13 protein-coding genes are annotated in these 25120 nt (G+C 54.5%); 5 read left to right on the top strand and 8 right to left on the bottom strand.

Annotation, left to right across the window (positions count from 1 at the left end; genetic code table 11):
* Positions 1–178: 178 nt before the first annotated feature.
* Positions 179–1429: a PQQ-binding-like beta-propeller repeat protein gene (locus SH139x_RS00805; RefSeq protein ID WP_488353394.1), complete on the top strand. Its 1251-nt coding sequence runs from the start codon at positions 179–181 to the stop codon at positions 1427–1429.
* A gap of 18 nt (positions 1430–1447) precedes the next feature.
* Here the strand turns inward: SH139x_RS00805 and SH139x_RS00800 are convergent, their stop codons facing one another.
* From SH139x_RS00800 to SH139x_RS00780, 5 genes are all read right to left on the bottom strand, one after another.
* Positions 1448–2602 (bottom strand): hypothetical protein, encoded by a 1155-nt coding sequence (locus SH139x_RS00800; protein WP_488353393.1) that lies wholly within the window; start codon positions 2600–2602, stop codon positions 1448–1450.
* Positions 2603–2713: 111 nt separating this feature from the next.
* On the bottom strand, positions 2714–6214 hold the full coding sequence (locus tag SH139x_RS00795; protein ID WP_488353392.1) for an efflux RND transporter permease subunit: 3501 nt from the start codon (positions 6212–6214) through the stop codon (positions 2714–2716).
* Between the two features lie 58 nt (positions 6215–6272).
* On the bottom strand, positions 6273–8345 hold the full coding sequence (locus tag SH139x_RS00790) for a heavy metal-binding domain-containing protein (RefSeq protein WP_488353391.1): 2073 nt from the start codon (positions 8343–8345) through the stop codon (positions 6273–6275).
* A 1050-nt stretch (positions 8346–9395) separates the two neighbouring features.
* A complete protein-coding gene (locus SH139x_RS00785; protein ID WP_488353390.1) occupies positions 9396–10721 on the bottom strand; it encodes a DUF1552 domain-containing protein in 1326 nt (441 codons plus the stop codon).
* Positions 10714–13740 carry a DUF1592 domain-containing protein gene (locus SH139x_RS00780; protein ID WP_488353389.1) on the bottom strand — a complete coding sequence of 1009 codons (3027 nt, stop codon included), beginning with the start codon at positions 13738–13740 and terminating at the stop codon, positions 10714–10716. Before SH139x_RS00780 ends, SH139x_RS00785 begins: the two co-directional genes overlap by 8 nt.
* Before the next feature lie 278 nt (positions 13741–14018).
* Here SH139x_RS00780 and SH139x_RS00775 point away from each other — a divergent pair, with 278 nt between their 5' ends.
* Positions 14019–14321 carry a phosphatase PAP2 family protein gene (locus tag SH139x_RS00775; protein ID WP_488353388.1) on the top strand — a complete coding sequence of 101 codons (303 nt, stop codon included), beginning with the start codon at positions 14019–14021 and terminating at the stop codon, positions 14319–14321.
* A 26-nt stretch (positions 14322–14347) separates the two neighbouring features.
* On the opposite strand, the gene SH139x_RS00770 is transcribed toward SH139x_RS00775, so the two are convergent.
* Positions 14348–14521, bottom strand: coding sequence for a hypothetical protein (locus SH139x_RS00770; RefSeq protein WP_488353387.1), 174 nt, complete (start codon positions 14519–14521; stop codon positions 14348–14350).
* A 321-nt stretch (positions 14522–14842) separates the two neighbouring features.
* Positions 14843–16213 carry a sulfatase gene (locus SH139x_RS00765; RefSeq protein WP_488353386.1) on the bottom strand — a complete coding sequence of 457 codons (1371 nt, stop codon included), beginning with the start codon at positions 16211–16213 and terminating at the stop codon, positions 14843–14845.
* A gap of 196 nt (positions 16214–16409) precedes the next feature.
* Here SH139x_RS00765 and SH139x_RS00760 point away from each other — a divergent pair, with 196 nt between their 5' ends.
* Genes SH139x_RS00760 through SH139x_RS00750 form a run of 3 tightly spaced genes read left to right on the top strand, consistent with a single transcriptional unit; the run spans position 16410 to position 22775 of the window.
* The gene (locus SH139x_RS00760) at positions 16410–18068 is read left to right on the top strand and encodes a SpoIIE family protein phosphatase (RefSeq protein WP_488353385.1); all 1659 of its coding nucleotides are present in this window, start codon (positions 16410–16412) and stop codon (positions 18066–18068) included.
* A 32-nt stretch (positions 18069–18100) separates the two neighbouring features.
* On the top strand, positions 18101–21328 hold the full coding sequence (locus SH139x_RS00755) for a PSD1 and planctomycete cytochrome C domain-containing protein (RefSeq protein WP_488353384.1): 3228 nt from the start codon (positions 18101–18103) through the stop codon (positions 21326–21328).
* A 10-nt stretch (positions 21329–21338) separates the two neighbouring features.
* Entirely contained in the window at positions 21339–22775 is a 1437-nt protein-coding gene (locus tag SH139x_RS00750) for a DUF1501 domain-containing protein (protein ID WP_488353383.1), read from the top strand.
* A 1-nt stretch (position 22776) separates the two neighbouring features.
* Here SH139x_RS00750 and SH139x_RS00745 read toward each other — a convergent pair whose 3' ends face one another.
* Positions 22777–25053, bottom strand: a complete 2277-nt coding sequence (locus SH139x_RS00745; RefSeq protein ID WP_488353382.1) for a hypothetical protein — start codon at positions 25051–25053, stop codon at positions 22777–22779.
* Positions 25054–25120 lie beyond the last annotated feature (67 nt).

The raw sequence follows: 25120 nt of genomic DNA, 5'->3' as shown, positions 1-25120 counted from the left end.
GAACCACTTCAGCTGTATCACCGGGGCGCTCAGTATACGGCAAACGAGCTGGCAATGCGAACCTGAAAAAAGGTATCTCGACGACGTATCGAGCACTCGGGGTATTTCAAGGTAAGATGAACGCTTCTATTTCGTCGGAGCGTCAGCGCTCTGCTTAGCCACTCGTTGGGATCGAAAAATGATGCCAGTGCAAACTTGGATTGTAGCAACATTCACACTCGGGGCATTTTGCGGACCAGCGGCCGCACAATCGCAGTGGACTGAGTTTCGCGGCAAAGACGGAACAGGTTATGCCACGGAAGCCGATCTGCCGATTGCGATCGACGATTCAGTTGTTCGTTGGTCCACGCCAATTAGTGGTAAAGCTTGGTCATCTCCGGTCGTCTGGGGCGAACAAATTTGGTTGACCAACGCGACCGAAGATGGAACGAGGATGTCGGTGCTGTGTGTTGATCATAAGAGCGGAAAGGTTGTTCATGACCTGCTCATCCACAGCGACGACGATCCCGCTTTTTGCTATCCGGCAAATAGTTATGCCAGCCCAACTCCGGCGATCGAAGCGGGCCGATTATACGTCCACTTTGGTGCCGCCCTGACCGCGTGCATTGACACCAACAGCGGCAAAGAACTGTGGCGGCGGACCGATTTCGAATGCGACCATCATCGCGGCCCAGCCTCCTCCCCTATCCTGCACGACGGCATGCTGTTGATTGCTTTTGACGGATTTGATGTCCAGTATGTCGTGGCGCTCGACGCAAAATCAGGTAAAACCCTTTGGAAACAAAACCGCGAAATTGAATACGGTACCGACAACGGTGATCGCATGAAGGCCTACAGCACGGGGGCCATCATTAACGTCGCTGGCAAAGATTTGTTTGTTTCCCCCAGCGCGATGGCAACGATTGCCTATGACCCGCAAACCGGTAAACCAGAGTGGACCGTTTACCATGACGGCATGAACGCTTCGGCACGGCCAATTGCATTAGGCGACATACTATTTATCACCAACGGATCGGGGGCCATGGTGGCCGTGCGAACCGGCGGTAGCGGTGACATCACTGACACGCACATTGAGTGGTCTAGCCGTCAAGCGGTTGCCAAAAAAGCGACACCCCTGCTGGTCGATGATCTGCTATACATGAACAGCGACGATGGAGTGTTATCTTGCCGCGAAGCGGCTACCGGCGAGGTGCTGTGGCTAAAGCGGATCGGCCGCGAGTATGCCGCTTCGCCGATTTACGCCAGTGGCCGAATCTACTTTTTCAGTGTCAACGGTGACATCATCACCCTGGAGCCGGGGCGTGAGTTCAAACTGCTAGCGGAAACCAAACTTGGCGATGGATTCATGGCGTCGCCAGCGGTTGCTGGCGACACGCTATTATTACGCAGCAAAAGTATGCTTTACTGCATCGGCAAGGCATCAAGCTGAGGAGACTAACGAAGGCAACTAGCGAAGCACTGGTGCCTTGACTCCCTGTTGCGACAGAATGGTCAAGTATTTTTCAGGGTCAGCCGTGATCCTTTTCGCGCAACCTGGGCAGCAAATGTAAACCGCCTTACCAGCGGCGTGCACTCGATATGGACCACCCATGGAATCAAGCGGCTCGTCCATAACGGGACACATTTTTTGAGCCGCCACGTAGGGTTTATCGGCGGCTGAGACCTTAAAGATCCCTGGCCGCACCTGTTCCCCATCGGCAGGCACAGAACCGGCTTGCCCAGCATCCGCCTGGCCAGTCTCACCGTAAACCATCGCCAAATACTTGGTCGGCTCTGCCTTGATCTTCTTGATGCAGCCTTTGCAGCACAAGAAAATCGGCTTGTCATTCACCAACATCTTTACCGGCTGGCCCATGCTACCCAGTGGCTCGTCCATGACGGGACAAACCTTTTGCTTGGCCACCAGTTCTGCATCGGCTTTAGTGATTTTGGCAACGGTAATCTCAAACTTGGCCGCAGCGAATTTCTCCGGATTTGCTTCGATGGTTGCCACGCAACGTTTGCAGCAGGCGTAGACCGTTTGCGCGGCGATTTCAACGGCAACGGGCTGCCCCATGCTGCCCAGCGGCTTGCCACTCACGTGACAGACTTTCTGCCGACTGATTTCGGCGGCAATCTGCTGCTCCCGGCTAGCGGGCAGGGTAATCACTTCATCGAGCGTTAATCGCTGCGCGTAGAGCTTTGGCAAGCCGACGATCTGCATCTCCAACTCAATTTGCTTTCCGGCGATTTTTATGAGGTTAACCGGTGCGGTTAGATTGGCGTTTCCATCAGGAAGAAGATCGTAGCGATAACGTTTCGGGTTGCCCTCGACACGGAGTCCAACCGTGCCTCGCACGTTGGCGAGGGAGACAGATTCTCCTGCAGAATCAAACATGTATAAGCGAATCCCAGCTGGGGAAACGACAGTCTCAAACTGAACATCACCCAACATCTTTAGCGAACCACCGTGCGGACCGGCGGTCGGTCGCTCGGCTACGTTAAGAACCTGAGCCGTCGGATCAAGAGGTTCGCTCTGGCCGCTCTGAGCAGCAACCCAGCAGGGACTGATCGCGACCATCCCAAATGCCAAAACGGCTCGTTTTATGAATGCGGTTTTCATAATACTCCTTTCTCAAGTAGTGGTAAAATTAAAACTTTCTCAACATCCAATCTCGTGTCCCGGCTCGCTGGAAACGGTTCCGCTCGTGGGAACGGTCAGCCTACCGAGCAGCTACTTTTTCTGCTGCACTTCTTCTTCGCTCCAAAGCCCGTCACTTATCCCTAACCGCATCTTGGTTTCCAAATAGGCGGAATAAAGCGTCGGCACAATGAAAGATGTAAATGGTTCCACTAACATCCCGCCAAAGACAGGAATAGCCATTGCCCGAGCAACATCTGCGCCTCGTCCCGTGGCAATCATGACAGGAATCAAAGCGGCCAGCGTCGTCACCGTGGTCATTACGCAGGGGCGAATCCGCTTCAACCCAGCTTCATAGATCGTTTGCCGAATATCTTCCACGTCGCGAATCTCGCGGCTTTGCAACAATTGTCGAATGTAAGTTGCCATCACCACGCCATCGTCCACAGCCAAACCGAAGAGTGCAATGAAGCCAACCCAGACCGCAGTGTTTAACTCGATTTCCAACCACCCCACTAGCACCATCCCACCGGCAAACGCAACCGGAATTCCCGTAAAGACTGCCAAAGATATGGGTAGGCTGCGGAATTCGAAATAAATCAATAAAAGATTGATCAGAAAAACAAATGGTATGATCCACATTAAACGGAGATTTGCTTCGATTTGATTACGAAACGAACCGACAGCCTCCAGCGAATATCCAGCAGGTAGCACGAGTCGATTCGGATTGGCGGCTGGCAACGATTGGGCGGCTATCAACTGTTGCTCGATTTCACTTACAGATTCCAAATCTCCTTTGAGACCATTGGTAGCAAACGAAACATGCGCTACGAGGCGACCATTCTCACTGCTGATCGCGCCCGGGCCCCAAGCTGTTTCCAGCGAGGCCAACTCGCCAAGTGGCACCACCACGCCACTGTTGGTAACCACCGGAAGTTGCTCAAGTTGATCCGGGTGCTCCCTCAGATCACGGTTATAACGAATCCGCACTGGATATCGCTCGCGACCCTCGACCGTTTCGATGATATTCATCCCACCGAGGGCAGTTTCGATGACTTGGTTGACCGCTGCGACACTCATCCCATAGCGGGCGGCGGCCTCACGATCGACGGTAAACTCCAGATAAGGTTTTCCCAGCACGATGTCCGGATTCACCGTACCAGGGTTCACGTAGGGAGACTGTTTTAGCACGTCAGACACATCCAACGCGGCGGCGGCTAATGTCTCCAGTCGATCGCCGTAAATGCGAATCGCCATGGGAGCTTTAATACCCGACTGCAACATCACCACTCGCCCTTCAATAGGCTGCAGCGCGGAGGCGGGCGTCACTCCTGGCAACATCGCAACGCGATTTATGTCGTCCCAAATATCTCGGTTGGTGACCCCTTCCCGCCATTGATCCTGGGGCTTCAGCATCACATAGGTTTCAACCATCGCAGCCGGCGCGGGATCGAGCGCCGATTCAACGCGGCCAATCTTCCCGAGCACGTCCTGCACTTCAGGAATCTGTCCGATCAACAAGTCTTGAGCTTGCAGAATTTGCATCGCCTGGGAAAAACTAGCAGCCGGATAGAGCGTTGGCATGTAAAACCAACTTCCCTCGTCCAGGGCAATCCAATCGTCACTCTCCAAGCCGGTAAATATATGCTTGGCATCGACATAGCCGGGCAACTGGTTGAAATCAGCACCAAAAACCGTAGCCAGCTGCTCCAGCGGGCGCAACACTTTTGGCAGGCCAATCCAGGCGCCCAGCCCCAACACCAACAACACGGCAGGGAACGACAACGCGATTGCCTTGTGGTCGAGCGCCGCTCGCAGCCGAGCACCGTAGAGCCAGCGAACAAAACGACTGGAGGGAATCGATTCAATCGGCCGCAACCGCTCGCGCAACAACTGCCAAGCAACCAAAAACCCCAGCAAGCCAACAACTCCCGTAATCACCCAGTGGGAAACCTCCAAAGTGTCCGCGATCCTTTGTCCCCAAAAAAAATGCGAAAGAGTTCCTACTAAAAACGCCAAGGCGAGCCCGGCGACGCAGGCTGTCCACCGTTGATGATTGCCACTTCGCAACAGCAGTCGCGACAACGCTGGCACTATCGTCACCGCCGTTAACAAGGCAGCCGCGATGGCAAATGTTTTTGTGTATGCCAGCGGAGCGAACAGCCGGTAATCCCTCCCAGTCAAAAAGAAGACGGGTAGAAAGCTAACAATCGTGGTAGAAACAGCCGTCACGACAGCCGGCCCAACTTCCACCGCGGCTTCATAAATCACATCGGCACGACTTCGCGAAGGGCCTCCATCGCGCTCGCCCTCCTCTTCCCAGTCGGTGAGGTGCTGATAGATGTTTTCGGAAACAATAATCCCCATATCGACCATCGTGCCGATCGCAATGGCAATCCCGGCCAACGACATAATGTTGGCATCAACCCCGGAAAAATGCATCGCAATAAAGGATATTAGCACAGCCACCGGCAAACATATCGCCACCACTAAACTGCTGCGCAAATGCATCAGGAACAACAACACAATGACGGCGGTGATCAGAATCTCATCACGCAGAGCGCGCGTCAGAGTCGCCATCGTTTCGTCGATTAACCCCGTGCGATCGTAGACCCCCTTGATGGTGACGCCCCGCAAAGAGGGTTCGAGCTGCTTGATTTTGTCTTTGACTCTATCGATCACCTCACGCGGATTCTCACCATATCGCATAACAACGACACCACCTACAGCTTCGGCACCGTTGTAATCAAGCGCACCGCGACGGAAGTCGGGCCCCATTTGCACCGCAGCGACATCGCCGATCCGCACCGGCAGCCCCTCCCGCTGCGAAATCACCGTTTGTTCGATATCGCGAATCGACTTGCCTTGATCCCCATCGGTGCCCAAAAATCCTTTCCCACGAACGATGTACTCCATGCCGGAGGACTCGACGGTCTTGGCCCCCACGTCGACATTCGAAGCTTTCAGCGCGGAGGCTAATTTGTCGAGCGTGATGTCATGAAATCGCAACTTGTCGGGATCGACTTCAATTTGATATTGCTTGACATAGCCACCAATCGAAGCGACTTCGCTGACCCCTTCCACTGCTTGCAATTCGTACTTGATGACGAAATCCTGCAAGCTTCGCAGGTCGGCAAGGTCCATACCCGAGGCGGGCGGTTGCAGCGTGTAGTAGTAGATTTGCCCCAATCCGGTCGCATCGGGACCCAACTGGGGCACCACATTTTCGGGCAGTTTACCGGCCGCCGTAACGAGCTGCTCCGAAACACGACTGCGGGCCCAATAAAAGTCAATTGAATCCTTAAAAGTCACCTGCACGAAACTGTAGCCAAACATACTCTTGCCGCGGACCGACTCCGCGCCGGGGACGGCCAGCAGAGCAGCGCTCAGCGGATAAGTCACTTGATCTTCAATATCCTTGGGGGAACGTCCCGGCCAAGGTGTTAAAACAATGACCTGGTTTTCTCCCACGTTCGGAATCGCGTCGATTGGGACGGCTTGGTAAGCAAACCATCCAACTACACTCAGCAGCACTGCCAACAGCACGACCAACCAAGGCTCGGAAACACAAAAGCGAATGATCAAACGAAGCATTGCTCAGCTCCCGCGGTAAATCGAAGCGTGCGGTGATCTAGATAATCATGGGCGAGCCTCATTGCGGATCTCCCGACGTGGGGACTAATTCAATTGCCTGTTGATCCGCTTGAACTTTCACTCCCATATCATTCACCAGCTCGCCACAGCGGAGCATCTCTTCGCCCCAATATGGATTTGCCAACTCACCTTGCATCTGCAACCAATCACCCCCGCCACCGGGAACCATTGGGCAATAGTAATGATTGAGGTTTTCTGCTGTCCGCTTCCCGCGGGCAACTGTTGCCGCTCTAAGCAACGCATGGCTGACCGTACGATTGGCGATGCGAGTCGCCTCCAATGGTCCCGACATACGTTCCGCAGCCCGCCTAGCTGTGGCGAATTCCCGCTGGGCAACATCCGGCACCTCGGATGCCAATTCCAACTGGGTCAAGGCAGCCAGCAAGCTGTTTAAAGTAAAAGGTGCCGGCACCGTATCGGCCGCAAGCGCGACCTGAATCTCATCATATGCTTGATAGGCTTGATCGAATTCCTCGGCGGCACTACCGGTCAACATCAGCGGGTCACTTTGTGGCAGCTCCAGAGGACCTGGCGCAAACGTGGGAGCCTTGCTGGGATCCAATAGTGATGGATTACCGGCCAATTGCATCTGCGAATCAATCAAAAAGTTGCCGGCGGTCGCCACCGTTTCACCCGCAGATAAGCCGGCGAGAACCATCGCTTCGGTATCATTCATGGCTCCCAACGTAACTCGCCGAATCTCAAACCGCCCCGGTTCGGTTTCCACGTAAATGACTCCGCTGCCGCCGGTCCTGAGCACGGCACCGCGCGGCACCGTGACAACTTGATGCTTAAGTTGGGAGTCAGTGGCGTATCCCAGTTCGCTCGTTGGCACCAGCTCTTTTCCACACAGCGGACAGGCGCCCGGTTCGTCGCGAATCACTTGCGGATGCGCGGGACTGATGTACTTACCCGCCAACGCCGGATCGTAGACAAGCTCTTGCGGAGTTGCGGGAACGGTGATTTCGGCAGATGCATAATCGCCGGGGCGTAGTTTGCCTTCAAAATTCAACATCTCCACCCTGACTCGTATCGTCCGCGTGCGAGGATTCACAATCGGGTCGATGAAGGCCACGCGCCCCACGAAAACCTCCCCCGGCAACGATTGAACTTCTGTGTCAACTTGCTGGCCAAAACGAATAAAGGCGACATCGCTGGGGAACAGATCAAGCATCAACCAAACGGAGCTGAGGTCGGCAATCTGAAACAATTTCTGACCGGTTTTCACATAGTCGCCTTCGACAGCAGCCCGCTCGATGACGGTACCTCGCTGGGGCGACTTAATGCTCAGCCTCGGCTCAGGTTGCCCGCTTTTCTTTAAAGTTTCAATCTGGGACGGCGTCATCCCCAGCTCGATCAGTTTCTCGCGCGCCATCTCCGCCAATCCACCGTCGTCGAGGTTAAAACGAGTGTTTTGACTCGCTTGCAGACTGGCCACATACTCACTCTGTGCGGAATAAAGCTGGGGGCTATAGAGCAAAGCGAGATCATCACCCTGTTCGACTTTCGCGCCGACGTAATCCGCTTGCATCGCCTCCAGCCGACCATCCACATAGGCGGAAATGGTCGATAGCTTTGTTTCGTCATACTCGATGGAACCGATCGCTCGAATGGTGCGCGTCATGGGGCCGAATTTGGCAACGGCGGTCTGAATGCCGACAACTCGCCGTGCCGCCGCCTCAATGGTGACGGAAATGCCATCGCCGCCACCGCTGGACGTGGCGGGTACCAGTTCCATGGCGCAGACTGGACATCGCCCTGGTTCCGTTGAGGGCGGGGTACACATCATGGGACAGATATAACGCGTATTTTCTGATGCCTGTTCCAGCGAACTACCAGCAGCTGATAATCCAAAGCCATCCGCAGTAACCCAGCCGCTGCGTTGCGCGAGCCCAACCAAAAAGAGCAGCAGCGCAACAACACCCACAACCGCCGCTGCTTGTACACCAGTGCGAATCAGCCACATCCAATTTGCGAGTTTCGCGCGGAGCGTCTGCTGATTGGCACCCGCTGGTGGAACCGTCTCTGAAGCCAATGGTTCAGACGACCCAGATTCGTTTCGTTCAACCATGATGTTGCTCTTAAAACCGAAAAGCCAAATACGGCGGAGGTTGAAGAGACGAGCGCGCAGCAAACTGCTTGCTTCAGTCTCAATCAAAAGTTTTTCAGCCACACATAGAGATGTGGTCAGCGCAGCAGAGAGCGCGCCAAGAAGGTGTGGCTACAACCGCCACACGCACAAAGCAACCTGGAAAAAGCCTTGCGGCTGAGTTACGCGGTCTAATCGAGACCCACGCTGAGCCAGACGCAAAACAGCAAACTCAGCCAATTCGCAATCAATGACATCAATGACAACTAATGGTCGCGAATTCTCAATCGGCACACGTGGCGTTTGGGGTGCCAATGGCTGAGGAACGTCTAAGCATGTGCAGCGAGCACTCGGCAAAAACGTTTTAGCAACATCTTTATCTTTTGTCGGCTGCGAAACCAAAGCGGAAGAAGCTGGAGAATCGGACGCGTGCTGATGGCCACGCGGATCGCCGTCGTGAGGTTTCTCGTCAGATTTCGCCTCCCGGGCCTTCGTTTGAGCACCCTTCGCACTGCAACAGCAAGCCTTTGCGGCCGCCGCGCGCTTCTGGCAACATCCACACCCCTGACAGCCCGCCGCTCTTCGGGCGGCCTCCGCGGAATCTGCTCCTGGAGAACAGCCAGCAATCGTCGCCGACGAACCGCAACCACCCGCCAAAAACACCGAAATCGTCGGCTGAATCGCGAGGATCGCGATCAGCAGGCAATTAACGATGGGGTGAACGATTGCGGGCATAAAATTGGTCTCTAATCACCCCCAGCAGGGGCTTTAAATATCATCAAGGAGCGACAGCAAACTTGCGAGAACCGTCCAGCTTCAGAAGGATCCCAAATTGCTCGATTCGCCTCTATCGGAAACTTCGCGAAGCAATTCAAGGGCAATCTGAGTCAAAACGAGCTAACTTTCATATTATAGGCTGGCTTGACAAACTCGGGCAAACCAATAGTGTGCGTTTTTCCCGTCGGCCTGCTCCTTGCCGTCTGCCACGGACTCTCCGCCCAACAGTAAATCCGAGGGGGGTGACCGACACTTTTAAAGCTCTTCAAGGGGCGAGTCGGCGTCACCAAATGCTTTCACGGGCGTGCCCATGCGATCGAGTAAACTTACGTACAGACTGCATAACTTACGCTGTTCGTCGTCACGATCGCTATAATCGAGGACGCGCCCCGTAGCGATTGCTCCCCCCAAACCTCCAGCCATCAACAACGGAAGTTTGGTTGAATCATGCTTGCTGCCAGACCACATGTTGTTAATGAACAGCAAGCAAGAATTATCCAGCACCGTGCGATCACCTTCCCGCATGGCATCAAGCCTGCTGGCGAGATAAGCGAATTGGCTGACGTAATAGCGAGTCACCCGTTCGTACTCATCCGAGAGGTCGCTGTGTGATGCTGAGTGGTGGGCGTTACGCACATCGAGGAACGGATAGAACAGCCCCGAGATGTCGCGGCAAAGCAGCAAGGTGGCAACTCGCGTTTTATCGGTCTGGAACGCCAGGGCGATAATGTCACACATTGCCTGCATATGTTCACGAATGTCCTCTGGCAAGCCGTTTTCAGGCCTTGCCGCAGCGACCAAAGGTTGCCCCCGCTGCTCAGCTCGCTCAACCGCCTTGCTCTGTCCGGCTCGCATGCGGGCGATTCGTTTTTCCACCTCCCGCACACTCGTTAAATACTCGTCCAGCTTGGCCCGGTCTCCGGAACTGACCTGGCGGCTGAGACTCGCCGCGTGCTCTTGGACTCTATCCAAGACACTTTCGTTACGGCGACTACCACGATTATCGAACAGGCTATCGAAAGCGAGTGCCGGATAGACCTCCATGGGAACTGGCGAAGTTGCATTCAACCAAGAGATATGCGAGCTGTAGGCCATGGAGAAATTCGTCTCGTGATATCCCGTCACCGGTTGCTCACATCCTAACACCAAGCTGGACTGCACTGTTTCTTGCCCAATGTGACTAGCCAGCACTTGATCAATGCTGATCCCGCCCCGCAATTCGGAACCTTTCTGCAGCGCGGCACCGGAAAGAATATTGCCAGTTTGCCCGGGGTGAATCCCCACGCCAACGGCGGACCGGTTAAATAGCCCATCGACAAAATTCATTTTGGCCCGCAGAGGAGCCATTGGTTGGAGGCTTTTCCCCAACTCCATCGTTTCGCCACTCCCTTTAGCCCACCAATGGTCGGTATTTACGCCACAGGCCATAAATTGAACGGCAAAGCGACGAGGCGCCACCGGAACCCCGCCAGCCGAGACTGGGTCCGCACCAAAAACGGGAAGCGATTCAAGCCACGGGAGTGCCATGCTGAGTCCGGCACCTTTTAACACCAAGCGACGTGAGACGGCTGGATTATTCATGAGAACCCCCGGATTGCAGCTCTGTTTGCTGATTGGAATTTAGCGCGAGGCTAGTGTTGCGACCACGCTTTCGTAAAAATTGTCGACTTGTCACGATCGTTTCAAACAGGGTTTGAACCTGGTAACCTTCGCCCACAGCATTGCTTCGCATGCGGTCCACCAAACCCTCATCGGACAAGATAAGTGTTCTACCTAAGGCAAAGGATAGCAGTTTTCGACACATGTTGTCGATAAACTCCGCTTCTCGCTGGGTCCGCAAATAGTCTTGCAAGTGGCGAACTCCCTCACGCTGACTACCATCGGGAAACTCCGCACTGGTCTCCACGGGTCGGTCCCCAAGGTCCCTAGTTCGCCGTTCGCCGACGGGGCCAAAGCCTTCAAATACGAGCCCCAACGCGTCGAAGCGATCATGACATCCCGCGCAACTGGTGTGTTGACGATGCTTGGCCAACATTTCCCTCAAGGTCAAATCTCCCAACTGCGACTCGTCGTCCGGCAGCTCGGGCACATTCGGTGGTGGTGGAGGAATCTGCTCACCCAACAATCGCCTGACCACCCAATAGCCACGCTTCACAGGGCTGGTCCGCAAACCGGGTGAGTTTTTTGTCAAAAATACCGACATTGTCAACAAACCGCCACGGCCAAACTGAGACGCCTGGTCAACCTCAAACCACGGCTCCTCACCTTCCGGTGACAACTCAAGTTGGCGATCGTCGCGAAAATGCTCACTATCAATCCCATAATGCTTTGCCAACACTTCATTCACAAAGATTCGCTCGGAGTAAAGACAATCCAACACCGAACGATTTGATTGAAATAGGTCGGTCAAGAAGCGAATAGGCTCCTCATACATGGCGGTTCGCAAAGCATCATTAAATTGGGGAAAGCGTTTACGATCAACACTGTTGTGTTGCTCAAAGCGGCGAAAATCCAACCAATTGCCCCCGAACTCGGTTACCAAGCCGCGGACTTTCGGATCAGCCAGCATCCTCCGCGTTTGGGCGGTGATAACTTCAGGTGACGCCAACGTCCCATCTGCGGCCAGTTCCAACAATTCCTGATCAGGCGTGCTTGCCCAGAGAAAAAAGCTGAGTCGGCTGGCCAGTTCAAATGGATCCAGCGCCCGCTCAGCCTCCGAGTCACTCAATAAATCTAAGCGATAACAAAAATGCGGTGACATCAAAATCATCACTAAAGTATCTTCAATCGCTTCGGCATGGGTGACATCCTCAGATTGTCGAAGATCGTGATAAAATGACTTCAAATCGGCCTCTTCCGCGGGCTCCAAGGGGCGACGATACGCCTTGGCTGCGAAATCGATCAGGGCTTCCAGGTGAAGCGGTTCGGCAGCGAGGCGTGCCGACTCCACCCAACGAATTTGTTGATTGATCGCCTCGAAATAGGCTTCGATTGCCCGCAGTGGCACTTCCTTTCCACCATTTCGCTTGGCCTTTGCCAAGTAACGTTCGCCAAGTTGCTCAATTTGTTCCGCCTGCAGCGACGAGAGGTCCTCGGGACGTGCGAAATCGAACTCCGGGTCTCGCAGATAAGCCGAGTCGGTGCGTTCGAACCAAAGAAACCCCTGGTACTGTCGCATCGGGGCAGAAGTGACAAAATCTAACTCACGCCACAGGCGATCAAGCTGCTGTTGTTCAGATGCATTAAGGATTAACTCATAGAGCGGTCGATCGTCGCGAAAATAGCCCATCATGCTGTGAAATCCAGCACTCAACAACCGTCCCTTCTCCTGCTTTTCACGAGGCGTGCCCAGATAATCTCGCCCCCGCTCGGAGACAAAAAAACGATCGGGAAACAACTGGCAAAATCGTTGGCAAGAAGCCCGCAAGGCTGCCGCTTGCTCTTTTTCCAACGGATTATCGCCGGTGAATTCATTTACCGCGGCAACGATGGCTGACTCCGCTGCTCTTTGGCGATGCTCGGCGTACTGTTGGTTTTTCCATAATACAAATGTTTGGGAACCATTGTGCACACCTTTGATTTGCAAGTTATCAAAATGAGGCTGGAACTTGGCCCGCTCCGCCAGCACGAAATCTCTCAACTCCTCACATTGCTCCCGCGCCAACTCAGGGTCGCTGATCATGGTCAACGATTTCCAGCGGTCTAGTAAATCGCCCAATGGACCAAGCTGGGTCATTTCCGTCGTGACTGTATCGACGATCTGTTGCAAGTACTTCGCACTCACCCGGTGAGCCGTCGCGAGTCGAGCGAGTGACTCCACACCATTCGCCAGTTCACGCTGCTGCTGGTGGTAATCCCACGCGGCAAAAAAGTAATCTGCATAGTCAATGGGTTGCTGTCTATAAAAATCAACAATTCGGTTCACACAATATTTATCGCGATCGGTATCAGTCATCACGGGATGTGCCGCAAAGCGAATTCCATCAGGAGTCAGCACTAGGTGCTCAGCCACCATCCGAGCGGCCTCTAGATATTTATTGAGCAAGGCGGGTGACATCGCCAGCGACTCACCGGAATTGTCGAATCCAGCTTCATTGGCCGGATCAATGGGGAAGGTTTGCGTTGGTCGAATATCGACCCCAGTTAAATCCCGAATGGTGTGATCATACTCCGCATTGCTCAAGCGACGAGCCAGTACGATACCCGGATCCCCGGCGTTCCGATTCGCCTCAGCCCGCAGCAATGCGCGAATCCAACTGACGAGCTCAGCCCGCTCGACGTCACTCAAGGACTGCTCGGAATCGGCGGGAGGCATTTCTCCAGCTTCAACACGTTCCAACACGGCCTGCCAAACTTGATGTCCGTCAATTACATGGCGAACATTCGCGAAGATCGACAGATCAAGCCCCGCTTCGTTGTGCTCCGTGTCGTGACAAGTTTCGCAGCGAGAACTGACAAGCGGCTTGACGCTTTCTGCAAAACGAGCAGCCAATTCCCCGGAGCTGAGCTCTTGGCCAATCGTTCCATTGGCAATCAACAACAGGGACGCGAATACGATGGGCGACGGTGCGAGCGGCAAATATCTTCGGGGGATCAGCATGGGGAGGGCGCAACCAGGGAGGGACGCGGGAAAAACATGACCGAGAGTTGGACGGGAAAGCGACAGTGCGGCGAGGGGTTACCTTAGTTTATTCGATTGGGCACGCCATCTGCGATGGAAGATGAAAAAAAGATTTCCGACTCACTGCCCAGAACCTTTATCCGAAAGTCATCAGTATGCAACGAAAACGTCACCGCTGGCTCGTGCATCTTCACCGTGGCATGAGATGGATTGGCCGCACGAGCTTTACACGCTGCTAGCCGCACTCCTGTTAGCTGGTGGCATGTGGGCTTCCCTTAGGACCGAAGTTCGTCGAGGAACTAGATCGCGATTTCACCGCGTTGGGCGGGATGGGCGTGTTGATCATCGTTTCCCTAGCGACCGTGACTTACTTAACGCTGTTGGGCAAACCGCAAACCGGGCTGTTTGTCATCGCCGCTGTCGCGGGTGCCTTGCTGATCAGCATGACCCTCAAGCTAGCATTCGACCGCCCCCGCCCGAAACTAGTTCCACATGGTTCTTGTGTCTACACGGCGAGCTTTCCTAGCAGCCACGTGGAGCCAGAGGCCTCATCGGAATGAGTGCTTTAGTGCGCTGTACTTGGCGATCATTTTTTACGCTTTAGGATCAACGCATCCCCCGATCGCTGAACGACCAGCTGCATATCATCTTCGATTTGCACCACATCCTCTTTTTGCGACTCCGCAGCCGTTTGTTCGTTACCAAGCAGACTCAGCTTGCCGCCTCGACAGACTTGATGAGTCCGCCTGAAATCGTTCATTTGCAACCTCATAGTATATTGCATAGGAATCATGTTGCGGGCTTGTTCTGCTGCGTCCGCGTTTTGTTAGGTGCTGTGGATGATTGCGCCAGCGCCGAGAAAGCTAATCCCAATCACCCTAGTATTGAAACACTGATCACAGCCCGCGACCCGGAGGTCCAATAACAGGATACCGGCCATCGACCGACGGGCAAAAATGCGGCACCGATGTATCACGGCCAGGGAGAAGGCGATTGGAAAATTCACGCCGATCACAGGCAATATCTGGGGTGCGCGGGAGAACCGGTCAGTTAAGAGCTATACGAATAAAATGATATTAAATTATTGTTGCCTGCGCTCGCGCATTTTTTCCAAGAGCATCTGCACGAGCTCTGGTTGCTCTGCTGCCAAATTCTTTGTTTCGCCCTCGGGGGAAGTGTGATCATACAATTCATACCAACCATCTCGGTGCTCAATCAGGCGATGCGTATCTGTGCGAATCGCGCGGGCACTTGCGTAGCTGACCGCAACTCCACCCGCGGAGGCCGGATTTTCTAACAGCGGAACGAAGGATTCGCCATGGGAGAATTCAGGCAGTGGCAAGCCGACCAATTGACACAGCGTGGGAAAAATATCAATCGACTCCACAATTCCGTTGGCCTTCACACCTCGGTTAACCTGTTGAGGATAACTGATAATCAATGGCGAACGCAGCGACTCTTCAAACAGGGTATGCTTGCCCCACACGGCGTGCTCTCCCAAATGCCAACCATGATCTCCCCACAGCACAACGACGGTCTTTTCGGAAAGTTTCAGCCTTTCCAGCTGAGCTAGTAGTTTGCCCACTTGGGCGTCCGCGTAGCTTACGCAAGCCGCGTAGTGCTTGCGTACTTCAGTGGCGAATTCTGGATCCTGATTTGGGTCCTTTCCCCATTTTTGATACCGATTGAATTCACCCGAGCCGTGCCAAGTCGTTTTGCCGGTGGGCCGATTCGGATGAGCAATCGGCGGCAACTCAACTCCGTCATACGGTCGCATGTATTTAGCAGGACTGCCAAATGGCAAGTGAGGCCGAATCAATCCGACGGCCAAGAAAAAAGGATTTTCCGGTTCGTGTTCAACAAACTGCTCCAACTGCTTGAGGGCCGCTGCAGTAATGAGTCCGTCGGGGTAGATCGAATCCTCCCCGTCGACCGATTCAAACACGGCCATCGTTCCGGCAAACTTGCGAATTTGGCCATTTGCCAAACCGTGCATGGCGCCTCGCGGATGATTCCAAGGCCCGGCGGGTAATTGGTGAGAATCCCACGAGTCGGGCATTTCCAAGTCCGAGTCGTCGTCCCAATCGGGACCACCGCGGCCCCCCGGATGATGCGAAACTTTGCCGATTGACACCGTGCGATAGCCATGCTGGCGAAAATACGCTGGCATGCTTGGGGGAATATCTTGAGATCCGGCAGCCAACCGCTGGCCTCTTTGAAACAGTGCCCCATTACCGCTGGGGCCATATCGCCCGGTCAGCAACGCGTAGCGCGAGGCACCACAGGTCGGCGCCTGAACATAATGACGCGTGAACAAACAGCCCCTACTCGCCAGCGCATCGATGTTGGGGGAATGGATGTACTGAACGCCATAGCAGCCCAGTTCCGGTCTGAGGTCGTCAATACAAACCAACAGCACGTTAGGCTGTTTGGCAAAGCCAACGGTGGGCATCGAAATAACAAAGAGAACCAAGCAAAGCTGCCGCAGAGGGTTGGCGGTTCTCTTTTTTAAACACATTAACTGGCTCCGAAAGGGGGAATGCATGGAAGCTGGTGCGGGAAGGCGGTATGATCGAGCGTACAAACGAGACTACGGGCGGGCTCTGGCATCCTCGTAAACCCAAACCACGCTTTCGCAAAACAGACTCATGTCGACCGATAGTACTCAGCTCTTGCTCCGGTTCGACCGCCAAAAACGTTATTTTACCATACCCCAAGGCACCACCGTCATCGGACGCCTGCCACGCTGCGGGATCGTGCTTGGCGAGCAAGGCAAACGAGTCAGCCGCGATCACGCGGAACTACTTCGTAATGGCGAAGGTTTGTTAGTGCGAGATCTGGACAGTCGCAACGGAACCTTGGTCAACGGACGTGACATCCGTGGCCAGGGGCTGATCGAAGTAAAGATCGGAGACCGTTTGCAAATCTGCGAATATGAAGGCGTTGTGACCAATGCCAGATCACCCTTCAATGACTCCGGGATTTGCCATGTTGATGAGGATGACCCGACCGACGCTTCGACAAAAAATCTCCAACTCGACGGCACTTACTCGCCACACTTACAATCGGTCAATCGTACTCCGGATCGGCTAAACGCGTTGGTGACAATTGGTCGTTGCTTGGGCGGCGCCTTGCAATCCGAGCAAATGATTGAAAAGGCTGTACAGACCATTCTGGACATCTTCCCGGCCGCGGATCGTTGCGTGCTGGGTTTAAGGTCTCCCGATTCCCTATTCGTGCCGAAATGGTGGGTACTGCGTCACGAAAATCAAGACGGCGAGATTCGGGTAAGCCAGCGAATTTTTCGTCATGTTGTTGATACGTCGGACTCCGTGCTACTAAAAGATGCTTCCAGCATTTTCGCTGGAGCCGGCAGTATTATTTCGGGACAGTTGCGTTCAGTCATGTGCTCGCCACTGATCGATACCGACAATCAAGTGGTCGGGATGATTCAAGCCGACTGTCGGATCAGCGATCAGTTCAGCCAGGCGGACCTGGAGATCTTCGCCACGGTGGCCGCGCAAATATCATTGGCACTAAACTTTTCCAAGCTTCACCAAAACGCTATCGAAGACGCAGTCATTCGCAAGGATATCGAACAAGCCAGGGCAGTCCAGCTGCAATTCTTGCCCAAGGAGCCACCCTCGTTACCAGGCTATCAGTTCGCACATTACTACTCCGCTGCCAGGCACGTGGGAGGTGACTATTATGACTATATCAAGTTGTCAGATGGCCGTCTGGCGATCGTGCTCGGCGACGTGGTTGGCAAAGGGGTTCCGGCTGCGCTAACGATGGTCAAATTGGCGACGGAAACGCAAGCTGCCTTCGAAATTACCTGCGACCCGGCGGAGGCGATGACTCGTTTGAATCGCCGCTTGGCTGATTCTTTCATTACATGTGTGATTCTCGTACTTGACCCGTTGAATCACACGTTGCAGATTTCCACAGCAGGACACGAAACACCCTTGCTGAGGAAACACTGCGGCTCCCTGGTCAGAATCGGTGAACAAACTTCCGGGTTGCCGTTGAGTGTCTTCGCGGAAGCCACCTATGAGTCCGAGACGATTTCACTGGCGATCGGTGACACCGTCTTAGTATACAGCGACGGGATCGCCGATGCCGAAGCGAGCGACGGGGTCGCTCAGTTTGGTAAAGAACGCATCATAAAAACTTTTAAGGCTCATTCCGGGCCCGCCCAGCTAATCGCCCGCGATCTGATCGAACAAATTGATAACTTTACCAGTGGCTGGCCTCAGTTCGATGATATGTGCCTCGTCTGTTTTCAACGCATTGACTCAACCCCCTGACTCTCAAGTCCCTGCCCACCGGAGTTGATACATTGAATGTCCCACAGTCGCATCTGCGAGTCACTGTCGGCTGCATTGTTGGCCTGTTGCTGACTTGCGCTTCGCCGTCGATCCAGCTAGCTCCCGCAGTCGCGGACGAAATAGGCTTGACCTTCGAGCGTGACATCCGACCGCTATTCCGCGCTCACTGTTATGATTGTCATGGCGCGACCGTCGAGGTCGAAGGGGGGCTGGACCTACGGCTTGTCCGCTTGATGCGTGCCGGCGGAGATAGTGGCCCGGCAATCGAAGCTGGAAAACCTGCCGATAGCTTGTTGTTGGAACGGGTTCAAAGTGGCGATATGCCGCCCAGTGAAGTCAAAATGAGCGAGGCGGAAATCGCCATATTAACGCGTTGGATCGCAGCGGGCGCGGCAACAGCTCGCCCCGAACCGGAATCAATCCCGCCCGGGCTGGGAATCACGGCAGAGGAGCGCAGCTTCTGGGCATTTCAACCGCTTGAGAAAATGATACCGCCAGGAATCAGCGACCTGCCACACACTTGGCGAGCCAAGAATCCGCTCGACGTCCTCTATATGTTGGATTCCCTAAATGCCTCTGACTCACTAGATACCATTGACTCAGTGAAACACCGTTTGACGCTACCCATTGACGAGGCAACTGCGGAAGCGGCGGCCGACTTGATCGGCCCGACTGCTCCCCGCCGGGGGCTGATCCTGCGTGCCTACACCGACTTGACCGGCCTGCCTCCCACGCCCGCGGAGATGCAGACTTGGTTGGAACGTCCTGGCGAAGATTGGTACAACGCACTATTAACTCACTTATTAGCATCGCCTCATTATGGTGAACGTTGGGCACGCCACTGGTTGGACACCGCTGGATATGCCGACTCCGAAGGCTACACCACGGCCGACGCGCCGCGACAATGGGCTTGGAAATATCGTGACTGGGTTGTCAACGCACTGAACCAAGACAAGCCATTTGATCGGTTCATCATGGAGCAGTTAGCGGGTGATGAATTGGCTGGACCGATCGCGGGCGATCTAACCGCTGAGCAAATTCAATTCATCACGGCCACTGGATTCTTGCGGATGGCGGCTGATGGAACAGGCAGTGGTGCCAACACAGCCGAAGCTCGCAATCAGGTGATGGCCGACACTTTAAAGATCGTAGGGACTTCGTTGCTCGGATTGAGCGTACAGTGTGCGCAGTGTCATGATCACCGTTATGATCCAATTCCGCAAACAGACTATTTTGCGCTGCGAGCAGTTTTTGAACCGGCACTCGACTGGCAAGCTTGGCAGATACCAAACGCGCGCCTGATCTCCTTGTATACAGCCGCCGACCGCCAGTTAGCCGCAGAAATCGAATCCGAAGCGGCTGTCGTCGCGGCGGCGCGAGCGGAGAAATTGGCCGAGTTCATGGCGCAAGCTCTTGAGCAAGAACTCTCAAAAATCAACGAGCCGCTGCGGACGCAACTTCGCGACGCCTATAAGACTCCCGCGGCGGAACGGGACGAAGCGGCACAGCAACTTTTGAAACAACATCCCAGCATCAATATCACCGCCGGAAACCTCTATCAATACTTACCCGACGCGCCCGCCAAGTTAGCCGAATTTGACAAGCAGATTGCCGAGATCCGCGGCAAAAAACCTCGCGAAGCGTTCATTCGCGGCTTAGTGGAACCGAGCAGCCACGTCCCAACCACCAAACTCTTTCACCGCGGCGATTATCAACAACCCAAACAGCCGATCGCTCCGACAGCACTGACGGTCGCTTGTCCAGAGGATCAATTAGTCAGCTTCGCGGAAAACGATCCCCACCTGCCCACTACCGGTCGTCGCTTGGCCTTTGCTCGCTGGCTGGCCAGCGAGAACAACCCCTTGTTTGCTCGCGTGATCGTCAATCGAATTTGGCTGCACCACTTCGGTCAAGGAATCGTCAGCACTCCCGGCGACTTTGGTCAACTGGGAGCGCGTCCCTCGCATCCCGCCCTACTTGATTGGTTGGCCAACGAATTTATGGCCAACGGCTGGAGCCTTAAGTATTTGCATCGCTTAATCATGAATTCCGCGTTATATCAACAAGCGCGCGGAGGCAGTGTTGAAGGGCCAGCTGGTCCATTTAATCATCTACAGCGATTGGATGCGGAATCCCTCCGCGATGCAATGTTGGCAGCCTCCGGACAATTGGACCGCCAACTCGGCGGCCCACCTGTGGCGATCAAAGAGGACGAAACGGGCCAGACTGTCGTGGTCGACCAGCAGCCACGCCGAAGCTTATACATTCAGGTACGTCGCACCCAACCGGTTGCCATGCTGCAATCTTTTGACGCCCCCGTGATGGAGACGAACTGCGAAGTGCGATCGAGTTCAACGGTGGCAACGCAGGCCCTAATGTTACTCAACAGCGAATTCATTCTTCAGCAAGCAGCTCAACTGGCTGATCGAGCGGCCGCAGAGCACGCACCGGTCGCCGCGGAACGATGGCAAGATTTGCCACCAATCCCAATCCCCCACGGTTCATCCTGGAGCTATGGGTTTGGCGCCTATGACCCGAAAACAAATCGAGTCGACTCGTTCACTCCCCTGCCCCACTGGACCGGCTCGCAGTGGCAAGGTGGCAGTTCTCTCCCCGATCCGACGATCGGCTGGGTGCTATTAAATGCCCATGGCGGTCACCCCGATGGCCCCGAGCGGGCCACGATTCGCCGCTGGACGGCAAACGCAACCGGCAGCCTCAAGCTTACTGGGCAACTCTCACACGGTTCCCCCAACGGCGATGGTGTCCGCGGCAGAGTCGTATCGAGCCGCGATGGCCTGCTGGGAGAATGGGTGGTCGCCAATTCCGCCGCCGATACCACCATCACCACGGTGGCTGTCGAAGCGGGTGATATCATCGATTTCATCACCGATTGCCGCGAGTCCATCAGCTCAGATTCTTATAGCTGGCCGGTCACGTTGACGTTGCAAACCGCCGACGGCGACGCCCCAGCTTTCGCTTCCCCAGCAGACTTCGCTGGCCCACAAGAGTCGATTGAGAAGATACCAGGTCAAATCGTGCGAGCCTGGCAACTGGCTTACCTGCGAGAACCAACCGGCGAAGAGTTCGCGGCGGCGTTGGCGTTTATCGCCGAGCAGGTTCGCACGATGAATCAACACCGCGAGGCCATCCCATCCGGCCGCGGAGTGCTCAGGCAAGCGATGACAAATTTAAGCCAAGCGTTATTGAGTTCAAACGAATTTCTTTATGTCGAATAGGCGCCCCACTATGCTCCCCTCCCGCCGCGGATTTCTTCTGCAAAACGCTTTTGGCATCGGTTCGCTAGCACTCGCCTACTTGTTGCAACAGGATCAAGCCAGCGCTAAGAGTGGCCCCGTTCCCAAGCAACCACAAAGCTTTGACCTAAAACCCAAACCGACACCGCTGGTTCCCCGCGCCAAGGCGATGATATCGCTGTTCCAACATGGCGGCCCATCCCATATGGATTTGACCGATCCCAAACCGGAACTGAGCAAACGCGATGGCGAAGAGTATGCGGGCGAAGTTGGTTTTAGTTTCGTTAACGAAGCCAGCAAACGATTGATGGGAACGCGCTGGAAATTTGCGCCGCGAGGAGAGTGCGGCACGGAATTGTCAGAGCTGCTACCTCATACATCCGAAATCGCCGATGACATTTGCTTGATTCGCAGCATGCATACCGGTGCCAACGGTCATGAAGTTTCGATTCGCTATTTTCACGGTGGCATTCCCGGCGTGCTGGGGCGGCCGCACCTGGCTTCTTGGCTGTTATATGGTCTGGGTTCAGAAACGCAAAATCTACCAGCTTATATGGTGTTAACCGATCCAGGGGGGCCGCCCGTGGATGCCACGCACAATTGGTCCAGCGGCTTTATGCCGGCGCTGTTCCAGGGCACGGTATTGCGACCTCGCGAACCGCGAATTCTCAACCTCGATGCACCACCCCATCTGCGCGGAATCCCACAACAGCAGAATCTCAACTTTTTACAGTCGCTAAATCGCCGACACGCCGCACAGTTCCCCCAGGAAAATGAGTTGGAAGCTCGCATCGCCAGCTACGAACTGGCGGCGCGGATGCAGGTGAACGCCAGCGAGGCGCTCGATATTTCTCGCGAGACCAAAGCCACACATACCATGTATGGTCTCGATGACGATGCCACTCGCGAGTATGGTACCCGCTGCCTGATCGCTCGTCGCTTGGTCGAACGCGGCGTGCGGTTTGTGCAACTGTTCCTAGCCGGTCAACCATGGGACAATCACAGCAATCTCGGCTCTGCGCTACCGGCAATCTGTCGACGCACCGACCAACCGGCAGCCGCACTCGTGAAAGACCTCAAACAACGTGGCATGCTGGATGATGTCATTGTCCATTGGGGTGGTGAGATCGGTCGGCTGCCAGTCACGCAAAACCAAGGGTCCGCGGAAAAACATGGCCGCGACCACAACGGCCAGGGCTTCAGCATTTGGCTTGCCGGAGGAGGCATCAAACCTGGCATGACTTATGGCGCAACGGATGAATTTGGGCACAAAGCCGTTGAAAACATAGTTACCCCCAACGATTACCAGGCAACGCTGTTACGCCTTTTCGGGCTCGATCACAACGAGCTGATCTTCCATCACAATGGCCAACAGCAAATCATCACGGCGGGCCGTCCCGCAGAAGTGGTACACGATATCCTGGCTTAGTTCATCGATCAATGGTCGCCAGCGACAACAGGAATTGAAAATCCCATGCACATTCAACGCGACCATATCCAGAGATGGCGTAAAGTCGCGCCCCATCAGAAAGCAAAAAATCGGGGCGTGAGCCGAGTGGTAATCGAAACGTAAAGGTATCGCGCCCGTCCCAGCGATGTACTTGCAACAACAGCCTATCGCTTTTGGCGGGATCACCAACCAAAGCGGCGAAATAGTGCGGATCGACGTGAGCCACCGTAATCGGTACCCTCTTCAAGGCTCGCTCACGCACCGCTTGCCACCCCATATAGCTGGTCAAACCTTTGTCGGTGACACTTTCGACTTCCGAGGGCAACTCGCTCAATGGTCGCTCTTTCGGCCAAATTTTAGCTCGCTGGTTGGACCACAACTTAACTTGACCATGATCTGTCAAGGAAATCGCTATCGGTTCTTCGGCCGAAAAGTAACGCAATGGATGCTCAAACGACAGACTTTCAAACGGAGCCTGCGAAGCATCATAATAGATGTGAATGTTTTCTCGCTGCTCATCGACCCTGAATCGATATGTGCCCGCTCGTGATGACTGCGGACGGGATAGTTTTGCCTCCCCACCAACGAAATTACCTGACTGCAAAGCTTGTGAGGCACTAAAACAAGCTTTCAAGTTTTTTGCATTTAGCCCGGCAGGTAGGCGATGGTCACACTGAATCATCAAGGGTGCAGCAGCAGCAACCCGGCTCCAGGTACGGTCACTCTCACTGCTTGAGGTCCATTGTTCGCAGGCTAGTAATTTACTGGCTCTCAACAGAGGCACCACAATTGACTCTCGCAACTGAACCAGTTCCCCAGAATTGGGCGAGAATTCGCTTAACAGCTGACAATAACCGTTAAAGGCTTTGTTCATGGCGGCATCGAGTTGCGTGCTGAGCAATTCTAGTTGATCCTTCAAAACACGCTTTCGCGAGTAGAAACCGGCCAAGGTGGAATTATTTGGCAACTGAGTAACCTCAGCCTGCTGGATCCGCGATTCCAACTCTCCTACCACGTACGCAGTTCGCGCCACGTCTCTCAACAGTTGATCACTCGATTGCCACATTTTCTCAATATGCGGCTGGTAGCCAGCTGGAAATACCGTCACCTCCGCAGGAATAATGATTGGGCTTTGAACGTTCACCAGTTGTTCGATTCTAAGCTGAATCAAAGGACGAAACTCAGCCGCGTTCCCCCCCGCGGTGACAAACGCGGAAACCAATTTGGCACAACTGTCGTCAAACAATATTCGCGGTACCCCTAAACGCAACTGAGTACCATCCGAGACCGGCTTGCTGGCAACTAACAGCCACAACAAAGGTGATGCCTGGGCACGGAGGTCAATCACGCGGTAGTTAGTCTCGGCGTACTCGCGCAGCAACGCAGCCTCCTGTTTTCGATAATCAGCCACTTCCATCTGTATGCTCTTGTGGAGAGACACCGCAGCGGCCAATACTTTCTCATCTTCGAGCAGCAGCCGCTGCAATCGACGACTTTCCGGTTGCAGTGTCAGGCGGGCAAGCGCTATCTCATAACGGCTTGACTCCGATCGAATCAACAGGCGGATGTAGTCCACCAATTTTGGATGTGCATAAACCGACTCACTGCGAACTTCCGACTCAAGGTACTCAAAAGGTTCCGGCAACTGCCTGGGAATGGTACCAAAGTTGCGTTCATAATCGGCAAGCTTCATCCCCAGTTGATCTGCTCGATCACCCAATCGATTCAGATCGCCACCGAGTTTTTTCAAATCTCGGTCGAGCATTGCGGTGCGGGAATCAATCCGCGAAACTTCCGCTTGAATGCGGGCCAAAGCCGCTACCGATTCAGCTTGAATGCGTGTCAAAGTCGCTTGCGATTTGGACTCGAGATTGCGAATTAAACCTGCCGACTCAGCTTCCAAGCTTTGCATTGCTTGCCGCACAACTCGCTCAAATGTCTCACGGGAAGTTTTTTCATCAAGATCTCGCCGCAATTCGTAAATATCGCGGGCTGCAGACGAAGAAACGGCCTCCAAAGCCTCCTGCAACACTCCCAGTCGGCGTTCCAACTCCGCGGTACGCTTAGTCGGATCTTCGAAAAAGACTTTATCAAGCGCCTTTCCCGCCACATAATCAACGCCAAAGTTGAAGATTCTATCGAACGCCTTTTCGGCAGGGCTCTGCTCCGCCCCATTCGTATCGTCGGCGTTCGAGCGAGCGGTTTGCGAAACGATGCAAAGTAAGCAAAGGGCGAAAAAGAGAGGTTTTCCACGCATCCGATAACTCACCAATGTGAACCAAGAGACCGGCTTAGCCTGGGCAGACATACACCACCCATTGCGA

Origin of the sequence: Kothea flammea (assembly GCF_052161645.1) — a bacterium.
In the GTDB taxonomy this organism is placed as follows: domain Bacteria; phylum Planctomycetota; class Planctomycetia; order Pirellulales; family Pirellulaceae; genus Laterigemmans.
The sequence above is the reverse complement of the archived record's forward strand: the minus strand, read 5'-3'. Positions and strand labels throughout refer to the sequence as shown.